At 70.8% G+C, this 21,709-nt stretch carries 22 protein-coding genes; 9 read left to right on the top strand and 13 right to left on the bottom strand.

What is annotated here, in order from left to right:
• Positions 1 to 33: 33 nt before the first annotated feature.
• The 4 genes from H293_RS0128225 to clpS form a co-directional block, all read right to left on the bottom strand.
• On the bottom strand, positions 34 to 456 hold the full coding sequence (locus H293_RS0128225; RefSeq protein WP_007382357.1) for a M67 family metallopeptidase: 423 nt from the start codon (positions 454 to 456) through the stop codon (positions 34 to 36).
• 75 nt (positions 457 to 531) lie between these two features.
• Complete coding sequence (locus H293_RS0128230; RefSeq protein WP_020121182.1) at positions 532 to 1,977, bottom strand: amino acid permease; 1,446 nt, start codon at positions 1,975 to 1,977, stop codon at positions 532 to 534.
• A 321-nt stretch (positions 1,978 to 2,298) separates the two neighbouring features.
• On the bottom strand, positions 2,299 to 2,901 hold the full coding sequence (locus tag H293_RS0128235; RefSeq protein WP_020121183.1) for a DUF2017 domain-containing protein: 603 nt from the start codon (positions 2,899 to 2,901) through the stop codon (positions 2,299 to 2,301).
• A gap of 41 nt (positions 2,902 to 2,942) precedes the next feature.
• Positions 2,943 to 3,260, bottom strand: coding sequence for an ATP-dependent Clp protease adapter ClpS (clpS, locus tag H293_RS0128240; RefSeq protein ID WP_007382360.1), 318 nt, complete (start codon positions 3,258 to 3,260; stop codon positions 2,943 to 2,945).
• A gap of 58 nt (positions 3,261 to 3,318) precedes the next feature.
• On the opposite strand from clpS, the gene H293_RS0128245 reads away from it, so the two are divergent.
• Together H293_RS0128245 and H293_RS0128250 are read left to right on the top strand one after the other, a co-directional pair.
• Complete coding sequence (locus H293_RS0128245) at positions 3,319 to 4,665, top strand: nicotinate phosphoribosyltransferase (protein WP_020121184.1); 1,347 nt, start codon at positions 3,319 to 3,321, stop codon at positions 4,663 to 4,665.
• Positions 4,666 to 4,762: 97 nt separating this feature from the next.
• Positions 4,763 to 5,350 carry an isochorismatase family protein gene (locus H293_RS0128250; RefSeq protein ID WP_020121185.1) on the top strand — a complete coding sequence of 196 codons (588 nt, stop codon included), beginning with the start codon at positions 4,763 to 4,765 and terminating at the stop codon, positions 5,348 to 5,350.
• Between the two features lie 15 nt (positions 5,351 to 5,365).
• Here H293_RS0128250 and H293_RS0128255 read toward each other — a convergent pair whose 3' ends face one another.
• Complete coding sequence (locus H293_RS0128255; RefSeq protein WP_028808266.1) at positions 5,366 to 5,710, bottom strand: hypothetical protein; 345 nt, start codon at positions 5,708 to 5,710, stop codon at positions 5,366 to 5,368.
• Positions 5,711 to 5,822: 112 nt separating this feature from the next.
• Positions 5,823 to 8,177 carry an immune inhibitor A domain-containing protein gene (locus H293_RS0128260; RefSeq protein ID WP_020121187.1) on the bottom strand — a complete coding sequence of 785 codons (2,355 nt, stop codon included), beginning with the start codon at positions 8,175 to 8,177 and terminating at the stop codon, positions 5,823 to 5,825.
• A 337-nt stretch (positions 8,178 to 8,514) separates the two neighbouring features.
• Here H293_RS0128260 and H293_RS0128265 point away from each other — a divergent pair, with 337 nt between their 5' ends.
• Complete coding sequence (locus H293_RS0128265; RefSeq protein WP_020121188.1) at positions 8,515 to 8,775, top strand: hypothetical protein; 261 nt, start codon at positions 8,515 to 8,517, stop codon at positions 8,773 to 8,775.
• Positions 8,776 to 9,478: 703 nt separating this feature from the next.
• On the opposite strand, the gene H293_RS0128270 is transcribed toward H293_RS0128265, so the two are convergent.
• Both H293_RS0128270 and H293_RS0128275 read right to left on the bottom strand, forming a co-directional pair.
• Positions 9,479 to 10,108 carry an RDD family protein gene (locus H293_RS0128270; protein ID WP_020121189.1) on the bottom strand — a complete coding sequence of 210 codons (630 nt, stop codon included), beginning with the start codon at positions 10,106 to 10,108 and terminating at the stop codon, positions 9,479 to 9,481.
• Between the two features lie 89 nt (positions 10,109 to 10,197).
• Positions 10,198 to 11,838, bottom strand: a complete 1,641-nt coding sequence (locus tag H293_RS0128275; RefSeq protein WP_078612685.1) for an RDD family protein — start codon at positions 11,836 to 11,838, stop codon at positions 10,198 to 10,200.
• Between the two features lie 286 nt (positions 11,839 to 12,124).
• Between H293_RS0128275 and H293_RS0128280 the strand changes: the two genes are divergently transcribed.
• Positions 12,125 to 12,601 carry an SsgA family sporulation/cell division regulator gene (locus H293_RS0128280; protein WP_020121191.1) on the top strand — a complete coding sequence of 159 codons (477 nt, stop codon included), beginning with the start codon at positions 12,125 to 12,127 and terminating at the stop codon, positions 12,599 to 12,601.
• A gap of 16 nt (positions 12,602 to 12,617) precedes the next feature.
• Here H293_RS0128280 and H293_RS0128285 read toward each other — a convergent pair whose 3' ends face one another.
• Positions 12,618 to 14,033 (bottom strand): FAD-binding oxidoreductase, encoded by a 1,416-nt coding sequence (locus tag H293_RS0128285; RefSeq protein WP_020121192.1) that lies wholly within the window; start codon positions 14,031 to 14,033, stop codon positions 12,618 to 12,620.
• 92 nt (positions 14,034 to 14,125) lie between these two features.
• On the opposite strand from H293_RS0128285, the gene H293_RS50105 reads away from it, so the two are divergent.
• Positions 14,126 to 15,613, top strand: a complete 1,488-nt coding sequence (locus H293_RS50105; RefSeq protein ID WP_020121193.1) for a tetratricopeptide repeat protein — start codon at positions 14,126 to 14,128, stop codon at positions 15,611 to 15,613.
• On the opposite strand, the gene nthA is transcribed toward H293_RS50105, so the two are convergent.
• From nthA to hppD, 4 genes are all read right to left on the bottom strand, one after another.
• Positions 15,591 to 16,178 (bottom strand): nitrile hydratase subunit alpha, encoded by a 588-nt coding sequence (nthA, locus tag H293_RS0128295; protein WP_020121194.1) that lies wholly within the window; start codon positions 16,176 to 16,178, stop codon positions 15,591 to 15,593. The two genes, H293_RS50105 and nthA, sit on opposite strands and share 23 nt — an antisense overlap.
• Positions 16,165 to 16,464 (bottom strand): SH3-like domain-containing protein, encoded by a 300-nt coding sequence (locus H293_RS0128300; protein WP_020121195.1) that lies wholly within the window; start codon positions 16,462 to 16,464, stop codon positions 16,165 to 16,167. The genes nthA and H293_RS0128300 overlap by 14 nt, the downstream gene beginning before the upstream one ends.
• Positions 16,457 to 16,738, bottom strand: a complete 282-nt coding sequence (locus H293_RS0128305) for an SH3-like domain-containing protein (protein ID WP_028808267.1) — start codon at positions 16,736 to 16,738, stop codon at positions 16,457 to 16,459. Before H293_RS0128305 ends, H293_RS0128300 begins: the two co-directional genes overlap by 8 nt.
• 250 nt (positions 16,739 to 16,988) lie before the next feature.
• Positions 16,989 to 18,134: a 4-hydroxyphenylpyruvate dioxygenase gene (hppD, locus tag H293_RS0128310; RefSeq protein WP_020121197.1), complete on the bottom strand. Its 1,146-nt coding sequence runs from the start codon at positions 18,132 to 18,134 to the stop codon at positions 16,989 to 16,991.
• Positions 18,135 to 18,260: 126 nt separating this feature from the next.
• Here hppD and H293_RS0128315 point away from each other — a divergent pair, with 126 nt between their 5' ends.
• Genes H293_RS0128315 through H293_RS0128330 form a run of 4 tightly spaced genes read left to right on the top strand, consistent with a single transcriptional unit; the run spans position 18,261 to position 21,451 of the window.
• Positions 18,261 to 18,743, top strand: a complete 483-nt coding sequence (locus H293_RS0128315; RefSeq protein ID WP_020121198.1) for an Lrp/AsnC family transcriptional regulator — start codon at positions 18,261 to 18,263, stop codon at positions 18,741 to 18,743.
• Positions 18,744 to 18,766: 23 nt separating this feature from the next.
• Complete coding sequence (locus H293_RS0128320; RefSeq protein ID WP_020121199.1) at positions 18,767 to 19,414, top strand: ABC transporter permease; 648 nt, start codon at positions 18,767 to 18,769, stop codon at positions 19,412 to 19,414.
• Entirely contained in the window at positions 19,407 to 20,651 is a 1,245-nt protein-coding gene (locus tag H293_RS0128325; RefSeq protein ID WP_020121200.1) for a betaine/proline/choline family ABC transporter ATP-binding protein, read from the top strand. Before H293_RS0128320 ends, H293_RS0128325 begins: the two co-directional genes overlap by 8 nt.
• Complete coding sequence (locus H293_RS0128330; RefSeq protein ID WP_020121201.1) at positions 20,648 to 21,451, top strand: ABC transporter permease; 804 nt, start codon at positions 20,648 to 20,650, stop codon at positions 21,449 to 21,451. Before H293_RS0128325 ends, H293_RS0128330 begins: the two co-directional genes overlap by 4 nt.
• Positions 21,452 to 21,709 lie beyond the last annotated feature (258 nt).

The raw sequence follows: 21,709 nt of genomic DNA on the forward strand, positions 1-21,709 counted from the left end.
TCCAGTACGGGAAGTCGGTCCGTATCCGCGAGCCTAGTACGCCGCGACGATCTTCACGTCCTCCTCGGTGACCTCGCCGTCGACGATCCGGTAGGAGCGGAACTGGAAGTCGCCCAGGCCGTCGGTGTCGGCGGTGGAGACGAGGACGTAGTGGGCGCCGGGCTCGTTGGCGTAGGAGATGTCCGTGCGGGACGGGTAGGCCTCGGTCGCGGTGTGGGAGTGGTAGATGACCACCGGCTCCTCGTCGCGGTCGTCCATCTCGCGGTACAGCTTGAGCAGGTCGCCGGAGTCGAACTCGTAGAACGTGGGCGACATGGCGGCGTTGAGCATGGGGATGAAGCGCTCGGGGCGGTCCGACCCGGCCGGCCCCGCGACGACTCCGCACGCCTCGTCGGGGTGGTCCTTGCGCGCGTGCGCGACGATCTGGTCGACGAGGGCCTGGGTGATGGTCAGCATGCCGAAAGGATAAGCAGAGGGCCGTCCCGTACCGGGGATCGGTACGGGACGGCCCACATGCCGGACTTACCGGCTTCAGACCTTCTCGAACTCGGGGTCGCGCCGGTCCGCGATCTCCGGGTTGCGGGTCTTCAGGACGGCCCAGCCGATGCCCAGCGCGGCGGCCCATCCGGCCATGACGTACAGACACACGCGCGAGTCGGCGTCGTACGCGATCAGGCCGGTCACGAAGAGCAGGAACACGATCGCGATCCAGCTGCCGACCGAGCCGCCCGGTGCCGGGAACGAGGAGGCGGGCAGGCGGCCCGCCACGACCTCGCGGCGGTAGCGCACATGGCTGACCAGGATCATCAGCCAGGTCCAGATGCCCGCCGCGGTCGCGACCGAGACGACGTATCCGAAGGCCTTCTCCGGCACCACGTAGTTCAGCAGCACGCCGATGCCCATGAAGAGCACGGAGACGGTGATGGCCAGTGCCGGCGTGCGCGTCACCGAGAGCTTGTTGAAGGCCTGCGGGGCCTCTCCGCTGTCGGCGAGGGTGCGCAGCATGCGGCCCGTGGAGTACATGCCGGAGTTGCAGGAGGACAGGGCCGCGGTGAGGACGACGAAGTTCACGATGCCGGCGCCCGCCGGGATGCCGATCACGGCGAAGGCCTTCACGAAGGGGCTGACGCCCGCCGCGAACTCGGTCCACTTCACCACGCACAGGATGACGGTGAGGGCACCGACGTAGAAGAGGCCGATGCGCCAGGGCAGGGTGTTGATCGCCTTGGGGAGGGTCTTCTCGGGGTTCTCGGACTCACCGGCGGTGACGCCGACGAGCTCGACGGCGAGGTAGGCGAACATCACGCCCTGGAGGGTCATCAGGGACGAGCCGACACCCTTGGGGAAGAAGCCGTCGAAGGCCCACAGGTTGGAGACCGCGGCGGTGTCGCCGGCCGCGCTGAAGCCGAAGGTGAGGACGCCGAGGCCGATCACGATCATGCCGATGAGGGCGGTGACCTTGATCATCGAGAACCAGAACTCGATCTCGCCGAACAGCTTCACCGAGATCAGGTTGGCCACGAACAGGACGACCAGGAAGACCAGGGCAGTCACCCACCGGGGGACGGCGGGGAACCAGTAGTTGACGTAGATCGCGGCGGCGGTGAGTTCCGCCATTCCGGTGACGACCCACAGGAGCCAGTACGTCCAGCCGGTGAAGTAGCCGAAGAACGGGCCGAGGAACTCGCGGGAGTACTCCGCGAAGGATCCGGAGACCGGGCGGTAGAGCAGCAGCTCGCCGAGGGCCCGCATGATGAAGAAGATGATCACGCCGGCGACGGCGTACATCAGGATGAGGCTCGGACCGGCCTTGGCGATGTTCGCGCCGGCGTTGAGGAAGAGGCCGACGCCGATGGCGCCGCCGATCGCGATCATCTGGACCTGGCGGCTGCCGAGTCCGCGCTCGTACCCCTCTTCGGACGCGTTCGGGGCCTTCTCCGAGCCTGAGCCTTTGTCTTCGACCTGAGCGGAGGTCATGTGTGTGGTGCGCCTTTCTCCATGCCGAACCGGGCCTCTCGTCGGCCTCGGATCGGTTTCGATCCCCCCGGATTGATGGAGTCGTGCCTGGCCGGCGGTTACCGGCTCGGTGGCGCACCCGGCCGAACATACGGGTGGTGTTCGCCGGGCGGTCGTGAAGATTTATCACGGCCGCAGCATTGATCACCCGTGCCGGATATGGCACAGGTCACAGGAAGAAGGGGACAAAGGGCGCCCGGAACACGCGAATGCCGTCAGTGCGGTGACGTGATCGTTATCCGGATTTGAGCGTCCTCTGAGCGAACACAGAACCGTCACATCTCACGGCATAAGGGTGGTCACGAGGGTCTCCTGGAGGCCGCCGAGCCACAGGTACGCCATCACCATCGGCTTACGGGGGTCCTCGTCCGGGAGCCGGTAGAGGAGGTCGGTGTCCTCCTCGTCGGTGATGTCGAGGCGGGAGCCGATCGCGAGCCGCAGGTCGTTGAGGGCGCCGAGCCACTGCTGGGACTCGGCCGTCGACAGCTTGAGGACCGCCCCGCCGTCGCCGCCGGAGTGCAGCGCGTCAAGGGAGCGGACCACCGCGAGGGCGTTCTCGCGCTTGCCGGTGCGCAGGTCGTTCTCGGTGTAGCGGCGGAACTCCGAGGAGTACGCCCGCTGCTCCTCGGCCTGCTCGGCCTGGGGAGTGCCCTCGGGGTCGCTGTAGGCGTCCGGGAAGAGCCGCTTGAGCACCGGGTCGGACGGCGGCTCGCTCGGGCCGTCCGCGAAGAGCTCGGCGAGCGGGTCGTCGGAGGCGTCCTCGGCGGGTCCCGGGCCGATGAGTTCCAGGAGCTGGACGGCCAGCGACCGGATGATGGAGATCTCGACGTCGTCGAGGGCGACGGCCGCGCCGCCGCCGGGGAGCGGTTCGAAGGTTCCGGGCATCAGGGATTGTCGCTACTTCCGGTCCTGCGGGCGGGGTCGGGTCATTTCCGGTCCTGCTGGAGCGTGGCCCACAGACCGTAGCCGTGCATGGCCTGCACGTCGCGTTCCATCTCCTCGCGGGATCCGCTGGAGACGACCGCCCGGCCCTTGTGGTGGACGTCGAGCATCAGCTTGGTGGCCTTGTCCTTCGAGTAGCCGAAGTACGTCTGGAAGACGTAGGTCACGTAGCTCATGAGGTTGACCGGGTCGTTGTGGACGATCGTGACCCAGGGGACGTCCGGCTCGGGTACGGCGAAGACCTCCTCCGCCGACTCGGTGCGTTCGATCTCTACGGGAGCGGGTGACGTCACACGGCCCATGCTGCCACGCGCTCCACAAATCGTCACACTGACGCGAAGTGGGGTAGCATCCGTTGTTATGAACACAGCGGACCTTGGGCTGCCGGTGGACGTTCCCTCGACGGCGCTCTTCACGGACCAGTACGAGCTGACCATGCTGCAGGCCGCCCTGAAGGCGGGTACCGCCGAACGGCGCAGCGTGTTCGAGGTCTTCACCCGGCGGCTGCCGGAAGGGCGGCGCTACGGCGTCGTCGCGGGCACCGGCCGGGTCCTGGACGCGGTGGAGAACTTCCGCTTCGACGGGAACGTCCTCACCTTCCTGCGCGAGCGCTCCATCGTCGACGAGGAGACCCTGGACTGGCTCGCCTCCTACCGCTTCGGCGGCGACATCTGGGGCTACCCGGAGGGCGAGGTCTACTTCCCGGGCTCGCCGATCATGCGGGTGGAGGGCTCCTTCGCCGAGTGCGTGCTCCTGGAGACCGTGATCCTGTCGATCCTCAACCACGACTCCGCGATAGCCGCGGCCGCCTCCCGGATGTCCTCGGCCGCGGGCGACCGGCCGCTCATCGAGATGGGCGCCCGCCGCACCCACGAGCTGTCCGCCGTGGCCGCCGCCCGCGCCGCCTACGTCGGCGGCTTCGCCACCACCTCCGACCTCGCGGCCGGTTTCCGCTACGGCATCCCGACGGTGGGCACCTCCGCCCACGCCTTCACCCTCCTGCACGACCAGGAGCGGGACGCCTTCCAGGCCCAGGTGGAGTCACTGGGCCGGGGCACGACCCTGCTGGTGGACACCTACGACGTCACCGAGGCCGTCCGTACGGCCGTCGAGGTCGCCGGGCCCGAGCTGGGGGCCGTGCGCATCGACTCCGGCGACCTGCTGCTGGTCGCCCACCGGGTGCGGCAGCAGCTCGACGAGCTGGGCGCCAAGGGGACGCGGATCATCGTCACCTCCGACCTCGACGAGTACGCCATCGCGTCGCTGGCCGCGGCCCCGGTGGACGCGTACGGCGTCGGCACCCAGCTGGTGACGGGGTCCGGGCACCCGACCGCCTCGATGGTCTACAAGCTGGTCGCGCGGGCCGAGTCCGACGACCCGAAGGCGCCGCTGATCCCGGTCGCGAAGAAGTCGTCCGGGGGCAAGACCTCGGTCGGCGGCCGCAAGTGGGCGGCCCGGCGGCTGGACGCGGAGGGGTTCGCGGAGGCCGAGGTGGTGGGCACCGGGCCGGTCCCGGCGGGGCTCACGGACCGGCAGCTGCTGGTGGAGCTGGTCAAGGGCGGCGAGGTCGTCGCCCGCGAGCCGCTGGACGTCGTACGGGACCGGCATGCCGCCGCCCGGGCCAATCTGCCGCTGTCGGCGACCCAGCTCTCGCGCGGGGAGCCGGTCATTCCGACGGAGTACGTCAACGGGCGCACGGGTAGCTAGGGGCTGTCGCCCCGAACGCGCCCGCCCCTGCCCCCTCCCGCACGGTCCCCGAAGTCTCTAGGCTCGTAAGTTCACTCTTAGTCGAAGGACACCCACCATGCGCCGCGCCTTGATCGTCGTCGACGTGCAGAACGACTTCTGCGAGGGAGGCAGCCTCGCGGTGGCCGGAGGCGCCGATGTGGCCGCCGCCGTCACCGAGCTGATCGGGCAGGCGGCGGGCTCCGGCTACCAGCACGTGGTGGCCACCCGCGACCACCACATCGCCCCCGGCGGCCACTTCGCCGACAACCCCGACTTCGTGCACTCCTGGCCCGCGCACTGCGTCGCCGGGACCGAGGGCGTGGGGTTCCACCCGAACTTCGCGCCGGCCGTCGCCTCCGGGGCGATCGACGCGGTCTTCGACAAGGGGGCGTACGCGGCGGCGTACAGCGGGTTCGAGGGCGCCGACGAGAACGGCGTGACGCTGGGCGACTGGCTGCGGGCGCGGGAGGTGACGGAGGTGGACGTGGTCGGGATCGCCACGGACCACTGCGTACGGGCCACCGCGCTGGACGCGGCCCGGGAGGGCTTCCGCACGCAGGTCCTCCTCGACCTCACCGCCGGGGTCGCCGAGGCGACGACCGAGCGGGCGATCGAGGAGCTGCGGGAGGCGGGCGTGGAGCTGTCCGGGAAGCCGGTCGTCTAGGGCGGTGGGCGGTGCTCAGGCCGACGCCGCCGGGGTCCTGAACAGTGACCTGATCGGATGCCACAGCTCCTGCGCCAGCTCAGGCCCGCCCGCGACAGCGTTGTCAGGGGCCGTACGCCATATCAGCCCGTCCGGGTGGTGGAGTACGGCCGTGATCTCGTCGGGGGTCGGGGGCGCGCCGTTGCCGCGCAGGTACACCGCCCGTAGCCCCAGGTTGCGCAGCCTGGTCAGGGCGCGCGCCCGGTTCTGGGCGTGGACCAGTACCCGCACGCTGCCGTAGCCGTCGGCGGGCGGGCGGGGCAGGTTCAGCGCCACCACCACCCTGCCGTTCGGCAACTTGCAGAAACCTCCTGCGGCCATGCGTCACATCCCCGTGAGCGTCGGTGTCAATAAGGAAGCCACAGGACGCACCTAAACACGATCGGCGGCAACCCGCCAGGGGTTGCCGCCGATACGCTTCTGACCTGCGGCTTTACTTCTTCTTGGCCGAAGGTCCGACCTGGAGCGTGATCGTCGAGCCGTTCAGGGGCTCCTTGACGATCTTGATCCGGGTGTCGGTGTCAGTGATGTTGACGCCGGCGAGCGGGTTCGTCGGGTCGTAGTAGCTCGACGTGCCGTCGTCGAAGACCGGGACGCCCGGCTTGGACTTGATCTTCGTCGGGACGTCGGCGTTGTGCAGCGTGATCGAGTCCGTCGGGTACCAGCTGAAGGTGGAGTCGTAGGCCTGGATGCGGTTGCGCATCAGCGTGCCGTCGGACCACTTCAGCGCGGTCGGGTGGGAGTCGACCGGGAGGATCAGACCCTCGCCCGGGTGCTGGCTGGTGTTGTCGTCCGCCTGGGAGGTGTCCCACTTCCAGATCAACAGGCCGTTCTGGTAGGCGTAGTGCTCCACCCAGTCCGGACGGGTCTTCGAGAAGCCGTAGTTGTACGGGCCGACCTTCAACACCTTGTCGTACGACACGTATTGGCGGTTCTCGGCGAGGTAGTACTGCGCGTAGTCGTCCGTGATGGAGGCGCCTATGCGCGAGAAGCCGTTCGCGGTCCAGGCGGCGTCCGCCGTCTCGGCGTTGTCGGAGAACAGGGGTGCGCCGTCGGCGGTCACCGTGATCTCGTCGGCCGCGAAGCCCTTCTGGGCGACTCCGCCATCGGTCTGGTAGCGGAAGCGCAGCTGGATCTTCTGGCCCGCGTAGGCGTTCAGCGGGAAGGTCAACTTCTGGTACGCCTCGACCGTGCCGGTGAGTGCGGGCTTGCCGCTGCCGTCACGCGGGATCGCGGTGCCGTCGGCCAGAGTGCCGTCGATCGGCGTCCAGTTGGCGCCGGCGTCGGTGGAGACCTCGGCGTAGACGTAGTCGTAGTCCTGCTCGGTGTCCCACCAGGCGTCGAGGGTCAGCGCCGCCGAGGACTTGCCGGTCAGGTCGACCGGGCGGGTCAGGGTGTTGCGCAGATCGTTGCCACTGCCGCTCCACCACTGGGTCGCGCCCTGCGCCGGGGTGACCACCGGGGTGGTGACCTTCTTCCTCGGCAGCTGGACGACGAGCGCCTGCGGGTTCTTGGTGTTGTACTCCGCGACGCCCAGCTTGTGGCTGGAGCGCTTGCCTGCCGTGGCCACGTCGTAGTCGAGCCAGCCCAGTTGGAGCTTGTCCCAGGCGTTCATGTCGCCGGGCAGGTCGCCGATGGAGTCCTTGCCGGTGCCGAGCCAGGAGCCGGAGGACATCAGGGTCCAGAAGCCGGTGGAGTTCTCGCCCCCGCCCGAGGTGTCGTACTCGTCGGGCAGGCCGAGGTCGTGGCCGTACTCGTGGGCGAAGACGCCCAGGCCGCCGTTCTCCGGCTGGATGGTGTAGTCGCCGACCCAGACGCCGGTGTCGCCGATCTGGGTGCCGCCGAGCTTGTTGGTGTCCGGGCCGGTGGAACCGGCGTCGGTGCCGAAGGCGTACCAGCGGTGCGCCCAGATCGCGTCCTCGCCCTGGGCGCCGCCGCCCGCGGACTCGTCCTCGCCGGCGTGCACGATCTGGAAGTGGTCGATGTAGCCGTCGGGCTCGTTGAAGTTGCCGTCGCCGTCGAAGTCGTAGCGGTCCCACTGGTCGAACTCGGCCAGTTCCGCCTTGATCTCGGCGGCGGTGTCGCCGGCCGCCTCGCGCTGGGCGACCCAGGCGTTGACGCCGTCCTGGACCGCGTACCAGGCGCCGGTGGAGGCCTTGTTGGAGCCGTAACGGGCCTCGTTGTAGGGGACCTTGACCCAGTCGGTGACCTCGCCGTCGACCGAGTAGCGGCCCGAGGACTGCTTCTCGTAGTACTTCTTCAGCGACTCGGTCTTCTTGCCGGTGCCGAAGTAGAGGTCCCGGAAGTGCGCCTGGTTGTAGTCCGCCTGCCAGGCCGTGCTGTTGTTCTGCTTGCGGTCCGGCTGGGCGATCTTGTTGTGCAGCGGGCCGGCCGTGCCGCCGTAGCGGGGGTCGACCTGGTCGCCGAACTCCACGAGGATCGTGAAGATCTTGTCGGTCTTCTCGCGGCCGAGTTCGACGTACTTGCTGTCGCCCTTGCGGCTCTTGAGCTCGACCACCTGGGAGCCGTTGCGGTTCTTGACCGCCGCGTCCCCGGATATGACCTGGTCGAGCGCCTCCTTTCGCTGCGCCTGCTGGGTCTTGGTCAGCGGGCCGTCGAAGTCGTGCTCCCTGGCCTTGGCCGGCTGCGGGTCGCGCCGGTCGGCCGCGGAAGTCTTCGTGGAGCTGTCCGCGGCCTGCGCCACGGCGAACGTGGAGAACGTGGCCGAGGCCGCGGCTATCGCCACGACCGTCGCTGCCGTCCTGAACGTCCAGGATCTGTCCGTCACTTGTACCTCTCCCCTATCAGGCAAGTGACCGGTATTTGACTAAAGGTTGGGGAGAAAAGACAGATCTTGACTTGGACCCGTCAATTGCATTATTAGGAGCCGGTGTTCGCATTGCGGACACGTGACGGCAACACGACAGGCGCGCACGACCGTCCACTTGATGGATGTCATGACTCCGTGCGCCCCCTGTGCTCCGGCACTGTTGGTTAGGTCACGCTTACTGTTCGTTCCAGTCGGGCACACAGGCGATTAGAGTCGATTGGCGGAACGCCCGGATGTCGGCGGAATGCCAGGCCGACGTCCCCCGTGGACCCCCGATTCCGAGGACACGATTGCCATGCCTCGTCCGACCGCCGCACAGATCGCCTACGGTTCGATCACCGTCATCTTCTCGACGCTCGCCATGCTGCTGCTGTCACAGACGAGTTCGGCCGTGGGGACCGCGGTCATCGCGGTCTCGGCGCTCGTCCTCGGCCTGCTGGTCGCCATGACGGTGCCGCAACCGAAGTCCCGCGTCGTCGCGCTGAGCAGGCCCGTCGAACGCCGCGCGGAGGAGCCCGTCCCGGCCGCGGCCACCCACTCCAAGACCGCCGCGTGAGCACTGCGTTCGCTTAGGCGGGGGCTGTGGGTCGTCCCGGGTTCGTCGGGGCACCCGTCGGGTTCGCACCGCCGGGTTCGCGCCCAGGCCGAGGAGCCCGTACCGGATACTCCGGATCGTCCCCGGGTTCGCCGGGGCACGCCAAGGCGGCCGTCGCGTTCGCCACATGGTTGCCGACGGCTCGGCACTCCCGGCCGGGCCGGTCCCGAGGACGCCGTCACGGGTCCGACCGCGTCGACCCATGCGCTCCGCGGGCCGAAGAGTCCGGGCCCACCGCGGCACCACGAGCCCCAAGACCACCGCGGCCGCACCACGTTCGCCGGGCCGGCCGTCGCCTTCGCTCGGCTGCCGACGGCTCGGCATCGCCGCACCGGTCCCAGGGACGCGCCTCAAGCCCCGCCGTCACAGCCCCGGCCACACCGACCCACGCGCTCACCAAGCCAACGAGCCCAGGCCCACCACGGCGCCGCAAGCCCCAAGACCACCGCCCGAGCACCACGTTCGCCGAGCCGGGCGCCTGCGCGGTCCCGGGTTCGCCCAGGCGGCCAGGGCTCCGACCGCACAGAGCCATGCGCCCGGGCCCGCCGTAGGCACACGGCCCCCCAAGACCGCCGCACCGGTCCCGGGGACGCGCCTCGGGCCCCGCCGTCACCGGCCCGGCCGGGCCGGTGACGAAGACAGCCCACGGAACCCGCCGTCGGAGTCAGCCCGCGCTGACCACCACCGTCTTCGCCGCCTTGTCGTGCAGGCCCTGTTTGTAGGGCTTGTCGAAGTAGCTCCAGCCGCCCGAGATGGCGGTCCAGATGCAGGCGCAGCAGAAGGCGAAGGGGATCCACAGCACCGCCGAGCGGATCAGCGTGGTCTGTGCGGAGGGTGTGGAGCCGTTGTCGAGGTTGGCCACCCGCATGCCGAGCCACTTCTTGCCGAGGGTCTGCCCGGACCGGGTGATCATGATGGTGTCGTAGGCGATGTAGAGCACCGCGGCGACGAGTGACTGCGCGAGCGACTTGCCGTACTGCACGTTGTCGCCGTTCACGTCGTACTCGTTCACCCCGAAGCCCCAGGTGACCAGCCCGACGACGATGGCCACCAGGATCATGTCGATGATGCGGGCCAGCGTGCGTCGGCCGCTGGGCGCCAGCGGCGGCATGCCGGACAGCGGGTCGGTGGGGTAGGAGCCGCCGCCGTACGGGTCGCCGCCGGGGGCGTCCCCGTAGGGCGGGGGCGGTGCGCTGTACGGCGATCCCGAGCCCTCGGCCGGCGGGGGCTGTTTCCTGAACGGGTCGTCATCCGGCGGCTGCTGGCCGGAGCCGGGGGGCGGTTCACTGCTCATGGCCCGAGTCGACCGCGAACCCCGCGCCTCCGCATCCGGCGAGCGGCCGTCCGGAGTACCGAATCCCGTACGCCGTTCGCAGGACCCGCTCAGCCCGCCACGAACGTATGCGCCGCCTTGTCGTGCCAGCACTGGCGCCACGGCCGGTCGAACAGGCACCACGCGACGCCCACGAGGCCGATGCCGAGCAGGCCCGGGACGCTGTAGACCAGCCAGCGGCGCAGGGACGCGCCGAACGCCGGAGGCTCGTGGCCCTCGATGTCCCGCACCTCCAGGCCGAGCAGCTTCTTGCCGAGGGTGCGGCCCCACTTGGCGGTGGGCATCGCCTCGTACAGAACCCCGGCCACCAGGAGCACGGCGACCACGACGGCGAGGTACACCGACGTGGTGCCGTCCAGCAGCCAGACCGTCACGGTCTCGCCGGAGAGCTTGGCCGCGTCGACCTTCTCGTTGATGTGGTCGGCCGCCTTGGCACCGAGCGGAACGGCGGCCACGGCCGTCACGGCGCCCACCACGAGCGTGTCGAGGAGACGCGCGGCCAGGCGCTTGCCGAGGCCGGCGGGCCTGGCCGCGGCCTGACGCCGTGCGGCCGCCTGGAAGATGTCCTCGACCGGCGGCTTCCAGGGAGCGGGCTGCTCCTCGTCCGGCCCGGCGAGCCGGTGCACCTGCTGGGCCCAGGACGGCTGACCGCCACCGGGACCCGCGCTCATGGGGGTGGCGGCGGCCGGGACGCCAACGGCCTGCTGGGGAACGCCCTGGTGCGGCACGCCCGGAGGGGCCGTCTGCGGGCCGGGGACGGGGGCGGACTGCTGGGGGCCGTGCAGGGGTGCGGCAGCGGCGGAGGCGGGACCCTGCGGGCCCGCGCCACCGGCCGCCGCGGCGCGCTCGGCGGCCGCCTTGCCGGCACCGAAGCCCGGGGCCTCGGAGGACTGCGCGCCGGCCGTCGGGCCGCCCTGTGCGGTGGGACCGGCATACGCGGGTCCGGGTGTGCTTCCGCTCTGCGCCCCGGGCCCCGGGCCCTGCTGCGCCGTGCGCGGGGAGAGCGCGCGGAACTTCATGGTGCCGTCGTCGGACTGCGGGGCCGCCGCCGCTCCCTGGGACCCGGCCGTGGGTCTGCGGAAGACGCGCGTGCCGCCGTCCTCGTCCGGCTCGGCGGGCGGAATCGTCGCGGTGCCGTCGGTACGGGCCGCGTGCCCGTCCGGCTGGACCGGCGCGGAACCCTCGGCGGGCCGCCCCGGCCCTGGCACCCTCGGGTCGGCGCCCTGCGGAGTCCGCGGTACGCCGTGCTGAGCTCCCTGCGGCCCCTGCTGACCCCCTTGGTGCGGAACCCCCTGGGGAGCCCCCTGCTGAGCCTGCGCGGCCGCCTGCGGGGACCCCCACGACACCCGGCGGTCCTGGTCGCCGCCGAAGCCCGCCTGGTGGGCCCGGTCGGCGGCCCACGCGGACGCGGGTTCGGGACGGCTGCCGTGCTGGCTGTCGGGGTGCGGGGGTGCCTCGGCCGGGTCCTCGTCGAAGAAGTGCGGGCCCGTCTCCTCCACCGGCGACGGGGCCGGCTCGGAGCCCGCGCCGGACGGCGGCGCGAGCGGTTCGCCGGCCGCCGGGGCGGGACGGCTGGTGCCCGGCACCCAGGAGGCACCGTTCCAGTAACGGACGTATCCAGGAATGGACGGGTCCGGGTAGTAGCCCTCGCGGGGCCTGTCGTCACCGGGTGCCGGGGTTGGGGCGCTCATGTCCGTCGTCCCGTATCTGCTCGGGGGTCAATAGAGGGGGCTCCACATCTATCAGACCGGCGCAAGACCCACCGCCAGTCCCACCGGACCCACCCCTTTTGAGCACGACCTGACACCGGGCGTGATACCGGCCGTCGTACCGGCCGCGACAGCGGCCCCGCCGCCTGCCGCCGTACGCCCGGAAAAAAGTTCGCCGAACCCGCGTAATGATCCCGCCCCCTGCCCCCTCTCCCCTCGTACGGGCCCACCGCGGGACCGGACGAGAGCCGAGAGAGGAACGATCGACATGCATCACACGGTGGTGGAGCGCGAACTGGAGCTCCAACTCATCCTGTCGCCCGAGCGCAGCATCCCGGTCCCGGCCCGGCTGGGCTACCGCAGCGACGACCCCTTCGCCGTCCACGTCACCTTCCACATCGGCTCGGACCACCCCGTCCACTGGACCTTCGCCCGCGAACTCCTCGTGGAGGGGGTGTTCCGCCCGTGCGGGCACGGGGACGTGCGGGTGTGGCCGACGAAGGTCGAAGGCCGCGGCGTCGTGCTGATGGCGCTGAGCTCCCCGGACGGCGACGCCCTCCTGGAGGCCCCGGCCGCGCAGGTCTCGGCCTGGCTCGAGCGCACGCTGCGGGCGGTCCCCCCGGGCACCGAGGGGGAGCAGCTCGGTATCGACGACGGCCTCGCCGAGCTGCTGGCTCCCACTCCTGCCGACGATCTGTGGCTGTGCGACCCCTGGCCGAGCGACGAGTCCAAGGACGGGGAGTGAGCCGTACCGCGAGGCCTCAGAACAGCTTGCCCGGGTTCAGGATCCCCAGCGGGTCGAAGACCCCCTTCACCGCGCGCTGCATCTCCACCCCCACCGGCCCGATCTCGCGCGCCAGCCACTCCTTCTTCAGTACGCCCACCCCGTGCTCCCCGGTGATCGTGCCGCCGAGCTCCAGGCCGAGCGCCATGATCTCGTCGAAGGACTCGCGGGCCCGGCCGGCCTCGTCGGGGTCGGCGGCGTCGAAGCAGACCGTGGGGTGGGTGTTGCCGTCGCCCGCGTGGGCGACGACGCCGATGGTGAGCCGGTGCTTCTCGGCGATCCGCTCGGTGCCTTCGAGCAGCTCGCCGAGCCGGGAGCGGGGCACGCACACGTCGTCGATCATCGTGGTGCCCTTGACGGCTTCGAGGGCGGTGAGGGAGAGCCTTCGGGCCTGGAGCAGCAGTTCCGACTCGGCCGCGTCCTCGGCCGGGACGACCTGGGTGGCACCGGCCGCCTCGCACAGCGCGCCGACGGCGGTGAGGTCCGCGGCCGGATCCGTGGTGTCGAAGGCCGCGAGGAGCAGGGCCTCGGTGGTCTCCGGGAGTCCCATGTGCGCGAGTTCGTTGATGGCCTTGACGGTTGTACGGTCCATCAGTTCGAGGAGGGACGGCACGTGCCCGCCCTCCATGATCCGGCACACGGCGTCGCAGGCGGCGGCCCCGGAGGAGAACTCGGCGGCCAGCACCAGCTGTTCGGGCGGCTGCGGCCTGAGGGCCAGGGTCGCCCGTACGACGATCCCGAGCGAGCCTTCGGAGCCGACGAACAGCCGGGTCAGGTCGTACCCCGCGACCCCCTTGGCGGTACGGCGGCCGGTGGACATGAGCCGCCCGTCGGCGAGGACGACGTCCAGTCCGAGGACGTACTCCGCCGTGACCCCGTACTTCACACAGCACAGTCCGCCGGACGCGGTGCCGATGTTGCCGCCGATCGTGCACATCTCCCAGCTGGAGGGGTCCGGCGGGTAGTAGAGGCCGAGTTCGTTCACCGCGCGGGAGAGGGTCGCGTTGACGACGCCGGGTTCGACGACGGCGATGCGGTCGACCGGGCTGATCTCCAGGATCCGGTCCATCTTCGTCAGGGACAGCACGATGCAGCCGTCGGAGGCGTTGGCCGCGCCCGACAGGCCCGTGCGGGCGCCTTGGGGGACGACCGGGACGCGCAGTTCGGTGGCGACGCGCATGACGTGCTGGACCTGTTCGACCGTGCGCGGCAGGACGACCACGGCGGGGGTGCCGGCCGGGCAGAAGCTCGCCATGTCGTTGGCGTAGGAGACCGTGACGTCCGGGTCGGTGAGCACGGCGTCGGCGGGCAGACCGGTGAGCAGGCGGTCCACCAGGTTGCCGGTGACCGCTGTGTCTTCATCGCGACGGGCTTCGATACGGCTCATGATCACAGCGTCGCACCGGGGGCCATCGGTGTGAACCCCACCAGCGGCAGCCGCCGTATGCCGGAGTGCGGTCGTCGCACTGGCGCACAGTGAGCGCCATGGAGAACCAAGCCACCAGGAACCGGCAGCCGGAGCGGCGGGCCCGGCTGCACGGGCGTCTGGTGATCGCCGCGGTCGCCGGCTGCGCGGTGCTCGGTACGGTGCTGATGCTGCTGCCCGCTGAGCGCCCTGCGACCCGGGCGCCCGCCCCGGCCTCTGGCGCGCAGGCGCTGACGGCGGTCGCCGCCGGGGTACCGGCCGCGCTGCCCGACCTGGCGGCCCTGATCGGTGAGCGGGAGAGCCATCTGCGCCGGCATCCCGGGGACGCCCAGTCGTGGGCGGTGCTCGGGACGGCGTACGTCGAACAGGGGCGGCGGACCGCCGACACGACGTTCTACGCGAAGGCCGAGGACAGCCTGCGGACGTCCTTGAAGGTGCGCAGGAGCGCGGAGGCCCTCGGGGGTCTGGCCGCCCTCGCGAACGCGCGCCGGGACTTCCGGACCGCGCGGACCTGGGGCGAGGAGGCGCGGCAGCTGGAGCCGAAACGGTGGACGACGTATCCGGCGCTGATCGACGCGTACACGGGGCTCGGCGACTACAAGGCGGCCCATAGGGCGCTGGAGCGCCTGACGGAGCTGCGGTCGGGACCGGCGGTGATGGCCCGGGCGGCGGCCGTGTACCGGGACCGGGGCTGGCGGGAGGACGCGGCGGCCCAGCTCGTCGACGCGGCGGCCGGCGCGCGGGGCCCGGCCGAGCGGGCCGCGTATCTGGAGCGGGCCGGGCAGCTCGCCTGGGAGCGCGGTGACCGCGAGGACGCGCTGCGGCACTTCCAGGAGGCCGTCCGGATCGACCCCGACCAGCGGGCGGCGCAGGCCGGTCAGGGCCGGGCCCTCGCGGCGCTCGGCCGCACGACGGAGGCCCTGAACGCCTACCGGACGGCCCTCGCGAAGCAGCCGCTGCCGCAGTACGCCCTGGAGCTGGGCGAGTTGTACGAGTCGCTGGGGCTGGGACAGGCCGCCCGGGTGCAGTACGACCTGCTGCGGGCGGCGGTGGAACGCGCGGCGGCGGGCGGGGCGGACGAGGAGCTGGTGCTCGGGCAGTTCGAGGCGGACCACGGCGACCCGGCGTCCGCGGTGCGGCGGTTGCGGGCCGAGTGGCTGCGGCAGCCGGGGATCGCGGTGGCCGACGCGCTGGGGTGGGCGCTGCACCGGGCCGGCCAGGACCGGGAGGCCCTGCGGTACGCCCGGATCGCGACGGACAAGGTGCACGGGGGCGGGGTGCGCAGCGCGCTGTACGCGTACCACCTCGGCATGATCGAGCAGGCGTCGCAGCAGTACGCCCCCGCGCGCCGGCATCTGCGGGAGGCCCTGCAGATCAACCCCTACTTCTCGCTTTCGGGGGTGCGGGCGGCGCGGGAGGCGTTGGCGGCGCTGGGGGACGTGCCGGACGAGGGCCTGCCGGAGGAGGACGCGGCGGACGAGGGCGGGGCGGACGAGGGCGGAACAGCGACGGACGCGAAGGCGGTCACACCGCGGCCGTACCGATGAGGGCGTTCCTCGTCACCAGCGCCGCCAGCTCCTCCTCGCCGAGCCCTTCCGTGCCGTCCGGCCTGCGGGGCAGCACCAGGTAGCGGGTTTCCGCGCTGGAGTCCCACACCGTGATGTCCACGGATCCGGGAAGGGAGAGGCCGAACTCCCGCAGTACCTCCCGTGGTTCGCGGACCACGCGGGAGCGGTAGGCCTCGGACTTGTACCAGCTGGGGGACGGTCCGAGCAGGCGCAGCGGGTAGCAGGAGCACAGGGTGCAGACGATGACGTTGTGGTGGGACGCGGTGTTCTCCACGACCCGCAGGCGCTGGTACGAGCCGTCCATGTACCCGAGTTCCCGCACGGCGGCGGTGCCGTCCGCGAGCAGCCGGGCCCGGTAGGCGTCGTCGGTCCAGGCGCGGGCCACGACCCGGGCGCCGTTGGCCGGTGAGGACTCCGCGAGGAACGCGTCGATCGACTCGTCCAGGCGCTCGCCGGTGATCAGCCCCTTCTCCTCCAGGAGGGTTTCCAGCCGCCGTACCCGCCGGGCGATCGTGGCGTCGGTGTGGTGGTCACCGCTCGTCATCGGGGTCCTCCTCCAAGTAGCTCTCCCACAGGTCCAGTACGACGTGGTGGTCGCCCTCGCCCCAGAGGTCGCGGGCCTCGAAGCGGACCGCGTAGATCTGCTCGACGGGCGCGTCCCCGCGGCCCTGCGCGCTGAGGTCGGCCAGTTCGTCGGGGCCCTCCGGCTCGACGACCACGCCCCTCTTGCCGCGCGCGTACCGCGGCAGGCGGGTGTGGTGCGGCGGGTCGTGCCGGTAGGTGCGGACCCGGGTGCCCGGCGGGAAACGGTCCGGGGCCGCGTCAGTCATCGAGCTCACCCGGCTCGATCACGCCCTTGCGTTCGAGCAGGGCGCAGATCGCGGTGAACCAGCGCTCGTAGTACGACGCCGCCAGGTACTCCCCCGGCGGCATCGACTCGATCGCGTCCCGGAACTCGTTCGTGTTGAAGACCCCTTGCGCGCGCAGGGTGTTGAAGAGACCGACGACCCGCGCCTCCCAGTCCGCGTGGAAGGGCTCGGTGTCGTCGGTGGTGTCGATCGCGCCGAATCCCTGCGTGCCGCCCACGTCGTTGATCCTGGCCATGGGGCCAGCCTACGAGGCTTGTGCGGTGGAGGCCGGTCCGGACGAGGTCGCCGATCGGGTCCGGGGGCGGGGCCGAAGGGGCGGAAGGGGCGGAAGCGGGTGGCGATGGCGCCCGGCCGTTGCCGTTCTTCACGGCGGCCTCGGTCCAGATCCGCACGTGGCCGCACGTGGCCCGGCCAGCCGGTTCGGGCACAGGTCGCCCGACTCGCCGCCGGCGAGTCGGGGGACGCGGCGAGTCGAGGGACGCGGGCTAGAGGTTGCCCCGCTTCTCCTGCTCCCTTTCGATGGCCTCGAACAGTGCCTTGAAGTTGCCCTTGCCGAAGCCCATCGAGCCGTGCCGTTCGATGAGTTCGAAGAACACGGTCGGCTTGTCCTGGACCGGCTTGGTGAAGATCTGCAGCAGATAGCCGTCCTCGTCGCGGTCGGCGAGGATCTTCAGCTCCCGCAGCGTGTCGACCGGCACCCGGGTGTCGCCGACCCACTCGCCGAGGGTGTCGTAGTAGGAGTCGGGGGTGTCGAGGAACTGGACTCCGGCCGCGCGCATGGTCCGCACGGTCTGCACGATGTCGTTGGTGTTCAGCGCGATGTGCTGGACGCCCGCGCCGCCGTAGAACTCCAGGTACTCGTCGATCTGGGACTTCTTCTTGGCGATGGCGGGCTCGTTGATCGGGAACTTCACCTTGAGCGTGCCGTCGGCCACGACCTTCGACATCAGCGCGCTGTACTCGGTGGCGATGTCGTCGCCCACGAACTCCTTCATGTTCGTGAAGCCCATGACCTTGTTGTAGAAGCCGACCCACTCGTTCATCCGGCCGAGTTCGACGTTGCCGACGCAGTGGTCGACGGCCTGGAAGGTGCGGTGGGCGGGCGGCTCGACGATCGGGGCGGCCGCGGCGAAGCCGGGCAGGTACGGGCCGTCGTAGCCGGTGCGCTCGACCAGGGTGTGTCGGGTCTCGCCGTAGGTGGCGATCGCGGCGAGGACGACCGTGCCGTGCTCGTCCTTCAGCTCGTACGGCTCGGCCACCGAGCGGGCGCCGTGTTCGAGGGCGTAGTCGTAGGCGCGGCGGGCGTCCGGGACCTCGATGGCGAGGTCGATCACGCCGTCGCCGTGCTCGGCCACGTGCTGGGCGAGGAAGTGGCCCCAGGGGGTGGCGGGCTTGATGACCGAGGTGAACACGAAACGGGCGGAGCCGTTCTCCAGCACGTAGCTCGCGGTCTCGCGGCTGCCGTTCTCCGGTCCGGAGTAGGCCACGAGCCGCATGCCGAAGGCGGTCGAGTAGTAGTGCGCCGCCTGCTTGGCGTTGCCGACGGCGAAGACGACCGCGTCCATTCCCTTGACCGGGAAGGGGTCGGCCTGCCGGGCGGTGTCGGGAGTGTGGTGTGTGGTCTGCGTCATGTGCGAAGCCTGGCTCCGCTCTGCAAGGTGCGCAATAGTTCGCGTATCCACTGGACAATATGTTCAGCGATACGGCCGTATCGGCGGCCTTTCTGTGCATGATGACCATCTCTTCGGGAGGCCGCTGTGGGGATCGACGCACTGGACGGGCGGATCATCGTGCTCCTCGCGCGCGAGCCGCGGATCGGGGTCCTTGAGATGTCCCGGCGGCTGGGGGTGGCCCGGGGCACCGTGCAGGCGCGGCTGGACCGCCTTCAGTCGAACGGAGTCATCCGGGGATTCGGTCCGCAGGTCGATCCGGCGGCGCTCGGCTACCCGGTGACCGCGTTCGCCACGCTGCAGATCCGGCAGGGGCAAGGGGCCGACGTCCGGGCGCACTTGGCGACCGTGCCGGAGGTCCTTGAGCTGCACACCACCACCGGCAGCGGGGACATGCTGTGCCGGCTGGTGGCCCGCTCCAACGCCGATCTCCAACGTGTGATCGACCGGGTTGTCGGTTTCGATGGGATCGTCCGGGCCGCCACCGCGATCGTCATGGAGAACCCCGTTCCGCTGCGGATCATCCCGCTGGTGGAGCAGGCGGCGGGGGATCCGGCCCTTCGGGAGTGACCGAGCCACTGGGGTGAGCGGGTGTGACCTTCTGGGAGTACCTCGGCAGCCGCCACCAGCAGCTGCTCGCGGACGCCTACCAGCACGCGAGCGTCGTCTTCCAGTGCATGGTCGTGGCGACGGTGATCGGGGTGCTGATCGGGGTCGTGACCTATCGCAGCGAGTGGGCCGGCAACCTCGCCACGACGGCCACCTCGACGATCCTGACCATTCCCTCGCTCGCCATGATCGGTCTGCTCATCCCGGCCGTGGGGCTCGGGGTGCCGCCCACGGTGATCGCCCTGACGCTGTACGGGCTGCTGCCGATCGTGCGGAACGCGATCGTGGGCCTGCGCGGGGTCGACCCGTCCCAGGTGGACGCGGCCACGGGCATCGGGATGTCCCGGGTCATGCGCCTGGCGCGGGTCGAGCTGCCGCTCGCCTGGCCGCCGATCCTGACCGGGATCCGGGTCTCGACCCAGATGCTGATGGGCATCGCCGCGATCGCCGCCTACGCCTCCGGGCCCGGCCTCGGCAACGAGATCTTCCGCGGCATCGCCTCCCTGGGCAGCAAGAACGCGCTCAACCAGGTGCTCGCCGGCACGCTCGGGATCATCGTCCTCGCCCTGCTGTTCGACGCCGCGTACGTCCTGATCGGACGGCTGACCATTCCGAGGGGGATCCGTGGCTGAGACGTCCGGCACCTCAGGTGCGTCCATCGAGTTGGAGCACCTGACCAAGAGGTACCCCGGCGCCGCGGAGCCCGCCGTGGACGGCGTCAGCATGGAGATCAAGGCGGGCGAGACCGTCATCTTCGTGGGTCCGTCCGGATGCGGTAAGTCGACCACCCTCAAGATGATCAACAGGTTGATCGAGCCGACCGGCGGCCGCATCCGGATCAACGGTGAGGACGTGACCGACATCGATCCGGTCAAGCTGCGCCGCAAGGTGGGTTACGCCATCCAGTCGGCCGGGCTCTTCCCGCACATGACGGTCGCGCAGAACATCGCCCTCGTGCCGAGGATGATCGGCTGGGGGAAGGCCCGGATCGACGACCGTGTGGAGGAACTGCTCGACCTCGTCGGGCTCGACCCCGGCGAGTTCCACGGCCGCTATCCGCGTCAGCTCTCCGGCGGCCAGCAGCAGCGGGTGGGCGTGGCGCGGGCGCTCGCGGCCGATCCGCCCGTCCTGCTGATGGACGAGCCGTTCGGGGCGGTCGACCCGATCACCCGTGACCATCTCCAGGACGAGCTGATCCGGCTCCAGCGCGAGCTGCACAAGACGATCGTCTTCGTCACCCATGACTTCGACGAGGCGATCAAGCTCGGCGACCGGATCGCCGTACTGCGCGAGCGCTCCCACATCGCCCAGTTCGACACCCCGGAGGCGATCCTGACCAACCCGGCCGACGACTTCGTGTCCGGGTTCGTCGGCGCGGGGGCGGCGCTGAAGCGGCTGAACCTCACCCGGGTACGGGATGTGGAGATCACCGACTATCCGACGGCGACGGTCGACGACCCCCTCCAGGAGATCTTCAACAGACTCCGGGGCAGCGGGACGAACGAGGTCCTGCTGCTCGACAGGCGCGGACGGCCCTACAAGTGGCTCAGGCGCGGCGACATGATGCGCGCCAAGGGGTCGCTTGCGCGGGCCGGAACGCTGGTGAGCGACACGGTGACCAGGGACGCGACCCTGCGGGACGCGCTGGAGGCGGTGCTGACCGACAGCGCGGGGCGGGTCGCGGTGACCGGGCGGCGCGGGGAGTACACGGGTGTCGTCGACATGGAGACGCTCATGAACTCCGTGCACGAGCTCCTGGAGGCCGACCGGTTCGAGGCCATGGAGCACCAGCACCAGCTGGAGGAGATCCGGGCCGACCGGACGCACGCCGAGCAGGAGGGTGCCGGCGCAGGGGGGCGGAAGGCGTGACGGCTGCCGAGATCCCGGAGCTGGAGGAGACGGCCGCTCCTCGCCCGCCGGCCGCGCCCGGAAGACGCGTGACCTGGCGGAAGCTGACCTTCCTGCCCGCGTTCCTGATCGCCGTGCTGCTCGCGACCTGGCTGTGGTTCGCGCAGGCCGACCTGGACCCGCTCACCGAGAACGCGCTGTCGAACGGGCAGGTGTCCAAGGCCCTGTGGCAGCAGGTGCAGCTGACGGTGATCTCGACGTTCTTCGTGCTGATCATCGCGATCCCGCTGGGCATCGTGCTGACCCGCCGCGCCTTCCGGAAGGTGAGCCCGGTGGCGATCGCGGTCGCCAACATGGGTCAGGCGACCCCGGCGATCGGTCTGCTCGCCCTGCTGGTGATCTGGCTGGGCACGGGCACGAAGGCGGCCCTGATCGGCATCGTCGCCTACGCCGTCCTGCCGGTCCTGTCCAACACCATCGCGGGCCTGAAGGCGAACGACCCGATGCTGCTGGAGGCGGCACGCGGCATCGGCATGTCCCCCCTGGGCGTACTGCGCCGCGTCGAACTGCCGCTGGCCGTCCCCCTGATCCTCGCGGGCGTCCGTACGGCCCTGGTCCTCAACGTCGGTACGGCGACCCTGGCGACCTTCGGCGGAGGCGGCGGCCTCGGCGTCCTGATCACGACCGGCATCACCAACCAGCGGATGCCGGTCCTGATCCTGGGCTCCATCCTCACGGTGACCCTCGCCCTGCTGGTCGACTGGCTGGCCTCACTGGCGGAACTGCTGCTCAGGCCGAGGGGGTTGGAGGTGGGGACATGAGACGCAGGTTCCCGACACCGGCCCGGACAGGCGGTCCTCCCGCCCAGGTCCCCAACGTCGATACGGCGACCCCGGCGACCTTCGGCGGAGCGGGGTGCTCGCCCCGCTGGTCGACCGCACTGCTGCCCAGGCCACGAGGTGTGGAGGCGGGACATGAGGCGAAGGCGCCGGGCGCCGACCCCACCCACCTCCTGCGGGCTGCGCCCCCGCACGGCCGACGACCTCACGTCCCGGCCCACCCCGCCCCACCCACCGGCC

This window comes from Streptomyces canus 299MFChir4.1 (assembly GCF_000383615.1).
In the GTDB taxonomy this organism is placed as follows: Bacteria; Actinomycetota; Actinomycetes; order Streptomycetales; family Streptomycetaceae; genus Streptomyces; species Streptomyces canus_C.

Coding starts and splice junctions, on each gene's coding strand:
- hppD (WP_020121197.1), bottom strand. CDS start 18,134: ATGACGCAGACCACACACCACACTCCCGACACCGCCCGGCAGGCCGAC.
- H293_RS50105 (WP_020121193.1), top strand. CDS start 14,126: ATGGAGAACCAAGCCACCAGGAACCGGCAGCCGGAGCGGCGGGCCCGG.
- H293_RS0128305 (WP_028808267.1), bottom strand. CDS start 16,738: ATGGCCAGGATCAACGACGTGGGCGGCACGCAGGGATTCGGCGCGATC.
- H293_RS0128235 (WP_020121183.1), bottom strand. CDS start 2,901: ATGCCCGGAACCTTCGAACCGCTCCCCGGCGGCGGCGCGGCCGTCGCC.
- H293_RS0128270 (WP_020121189.1), bottom strand. CDS start 10,108: ATGAGCAGTGAACCGCCCCCCGGCTCCGGCCAGCAGCCGCCGGATGAC.
- H293_RS0128265 (WP_020121188.1), top strand. CDS start 8,515: ATGCCTCGTCCGACCGCCGCACAGATCGCCTACGGTTCGATCACCGTC.
- H293_RS0128275 (WP_078612685.1), bottom strand. CDS start 11,838: ATGAGCGCCCCAACCCCGGCACCCGGTGACGACAGGCCCCGCGAGGGC.
- H293_RS0128250 (WP_020121185.1), top strand. CDS start 4,763: ATGCGCCGCGCCTTGATCGTCGTCGACGTGCAGAACGACTTCTGCGAG.
- H293_RS0128225 (WP_007382357.1), bottom strand. CDS start 456: ATGCTGACCATCACCCAGGCCCTCGTCGACCAGATCGTCGCGCACGCG.
- H293_RS0128300 (WP_020121195.1), bottom strand. CDS start 16,464: ATGACTGACGCGGCCCCGGACCGTTTCCCGCCGGGCACCCGGGTCCGC.
- H293_RS0128255 (WP_028808266.1), bottom strand. CDS start 5,710: ATGGCCGCAGGAGGTTTCTGCAAGTTGCCGAACGGCAGGGTGGTGGTG.
- clpS (WP_007382360.1), bottom strand. CDS start 3,260: ATGGGCCGTGTGACGTCACCCGCTCCCGTAGAGATCGAACGCACCGAG.
- H293_RS0128280 (WP_020121191.1), top strand. CDS start 12,125: ATGCATCACACGGTGGTGGAGCGCGAACTGGAGCTCCAACTCATCCTG.
- H293_RS0128245 (WP_020121184.1), top strand. CDS start 3,319: ATGAACACAGCGGACCTTGGGCTGCCGGTGGACGTTCCCTCGACGGCG.
- H293_RS0128230 (WP_020121182.1), bottom strand. CDS start 1,977: ATGACCTCCGCTCAGGTCGAAGACAAAGGCTCAGGCTCGGAGAAGGCC.
- nthA (WP_020121194.1), bottom strand. CDS start 16,178: ATGACGAGCGGTGACCACCACACCGACGCCACGATCGCCCGGCGGGTA.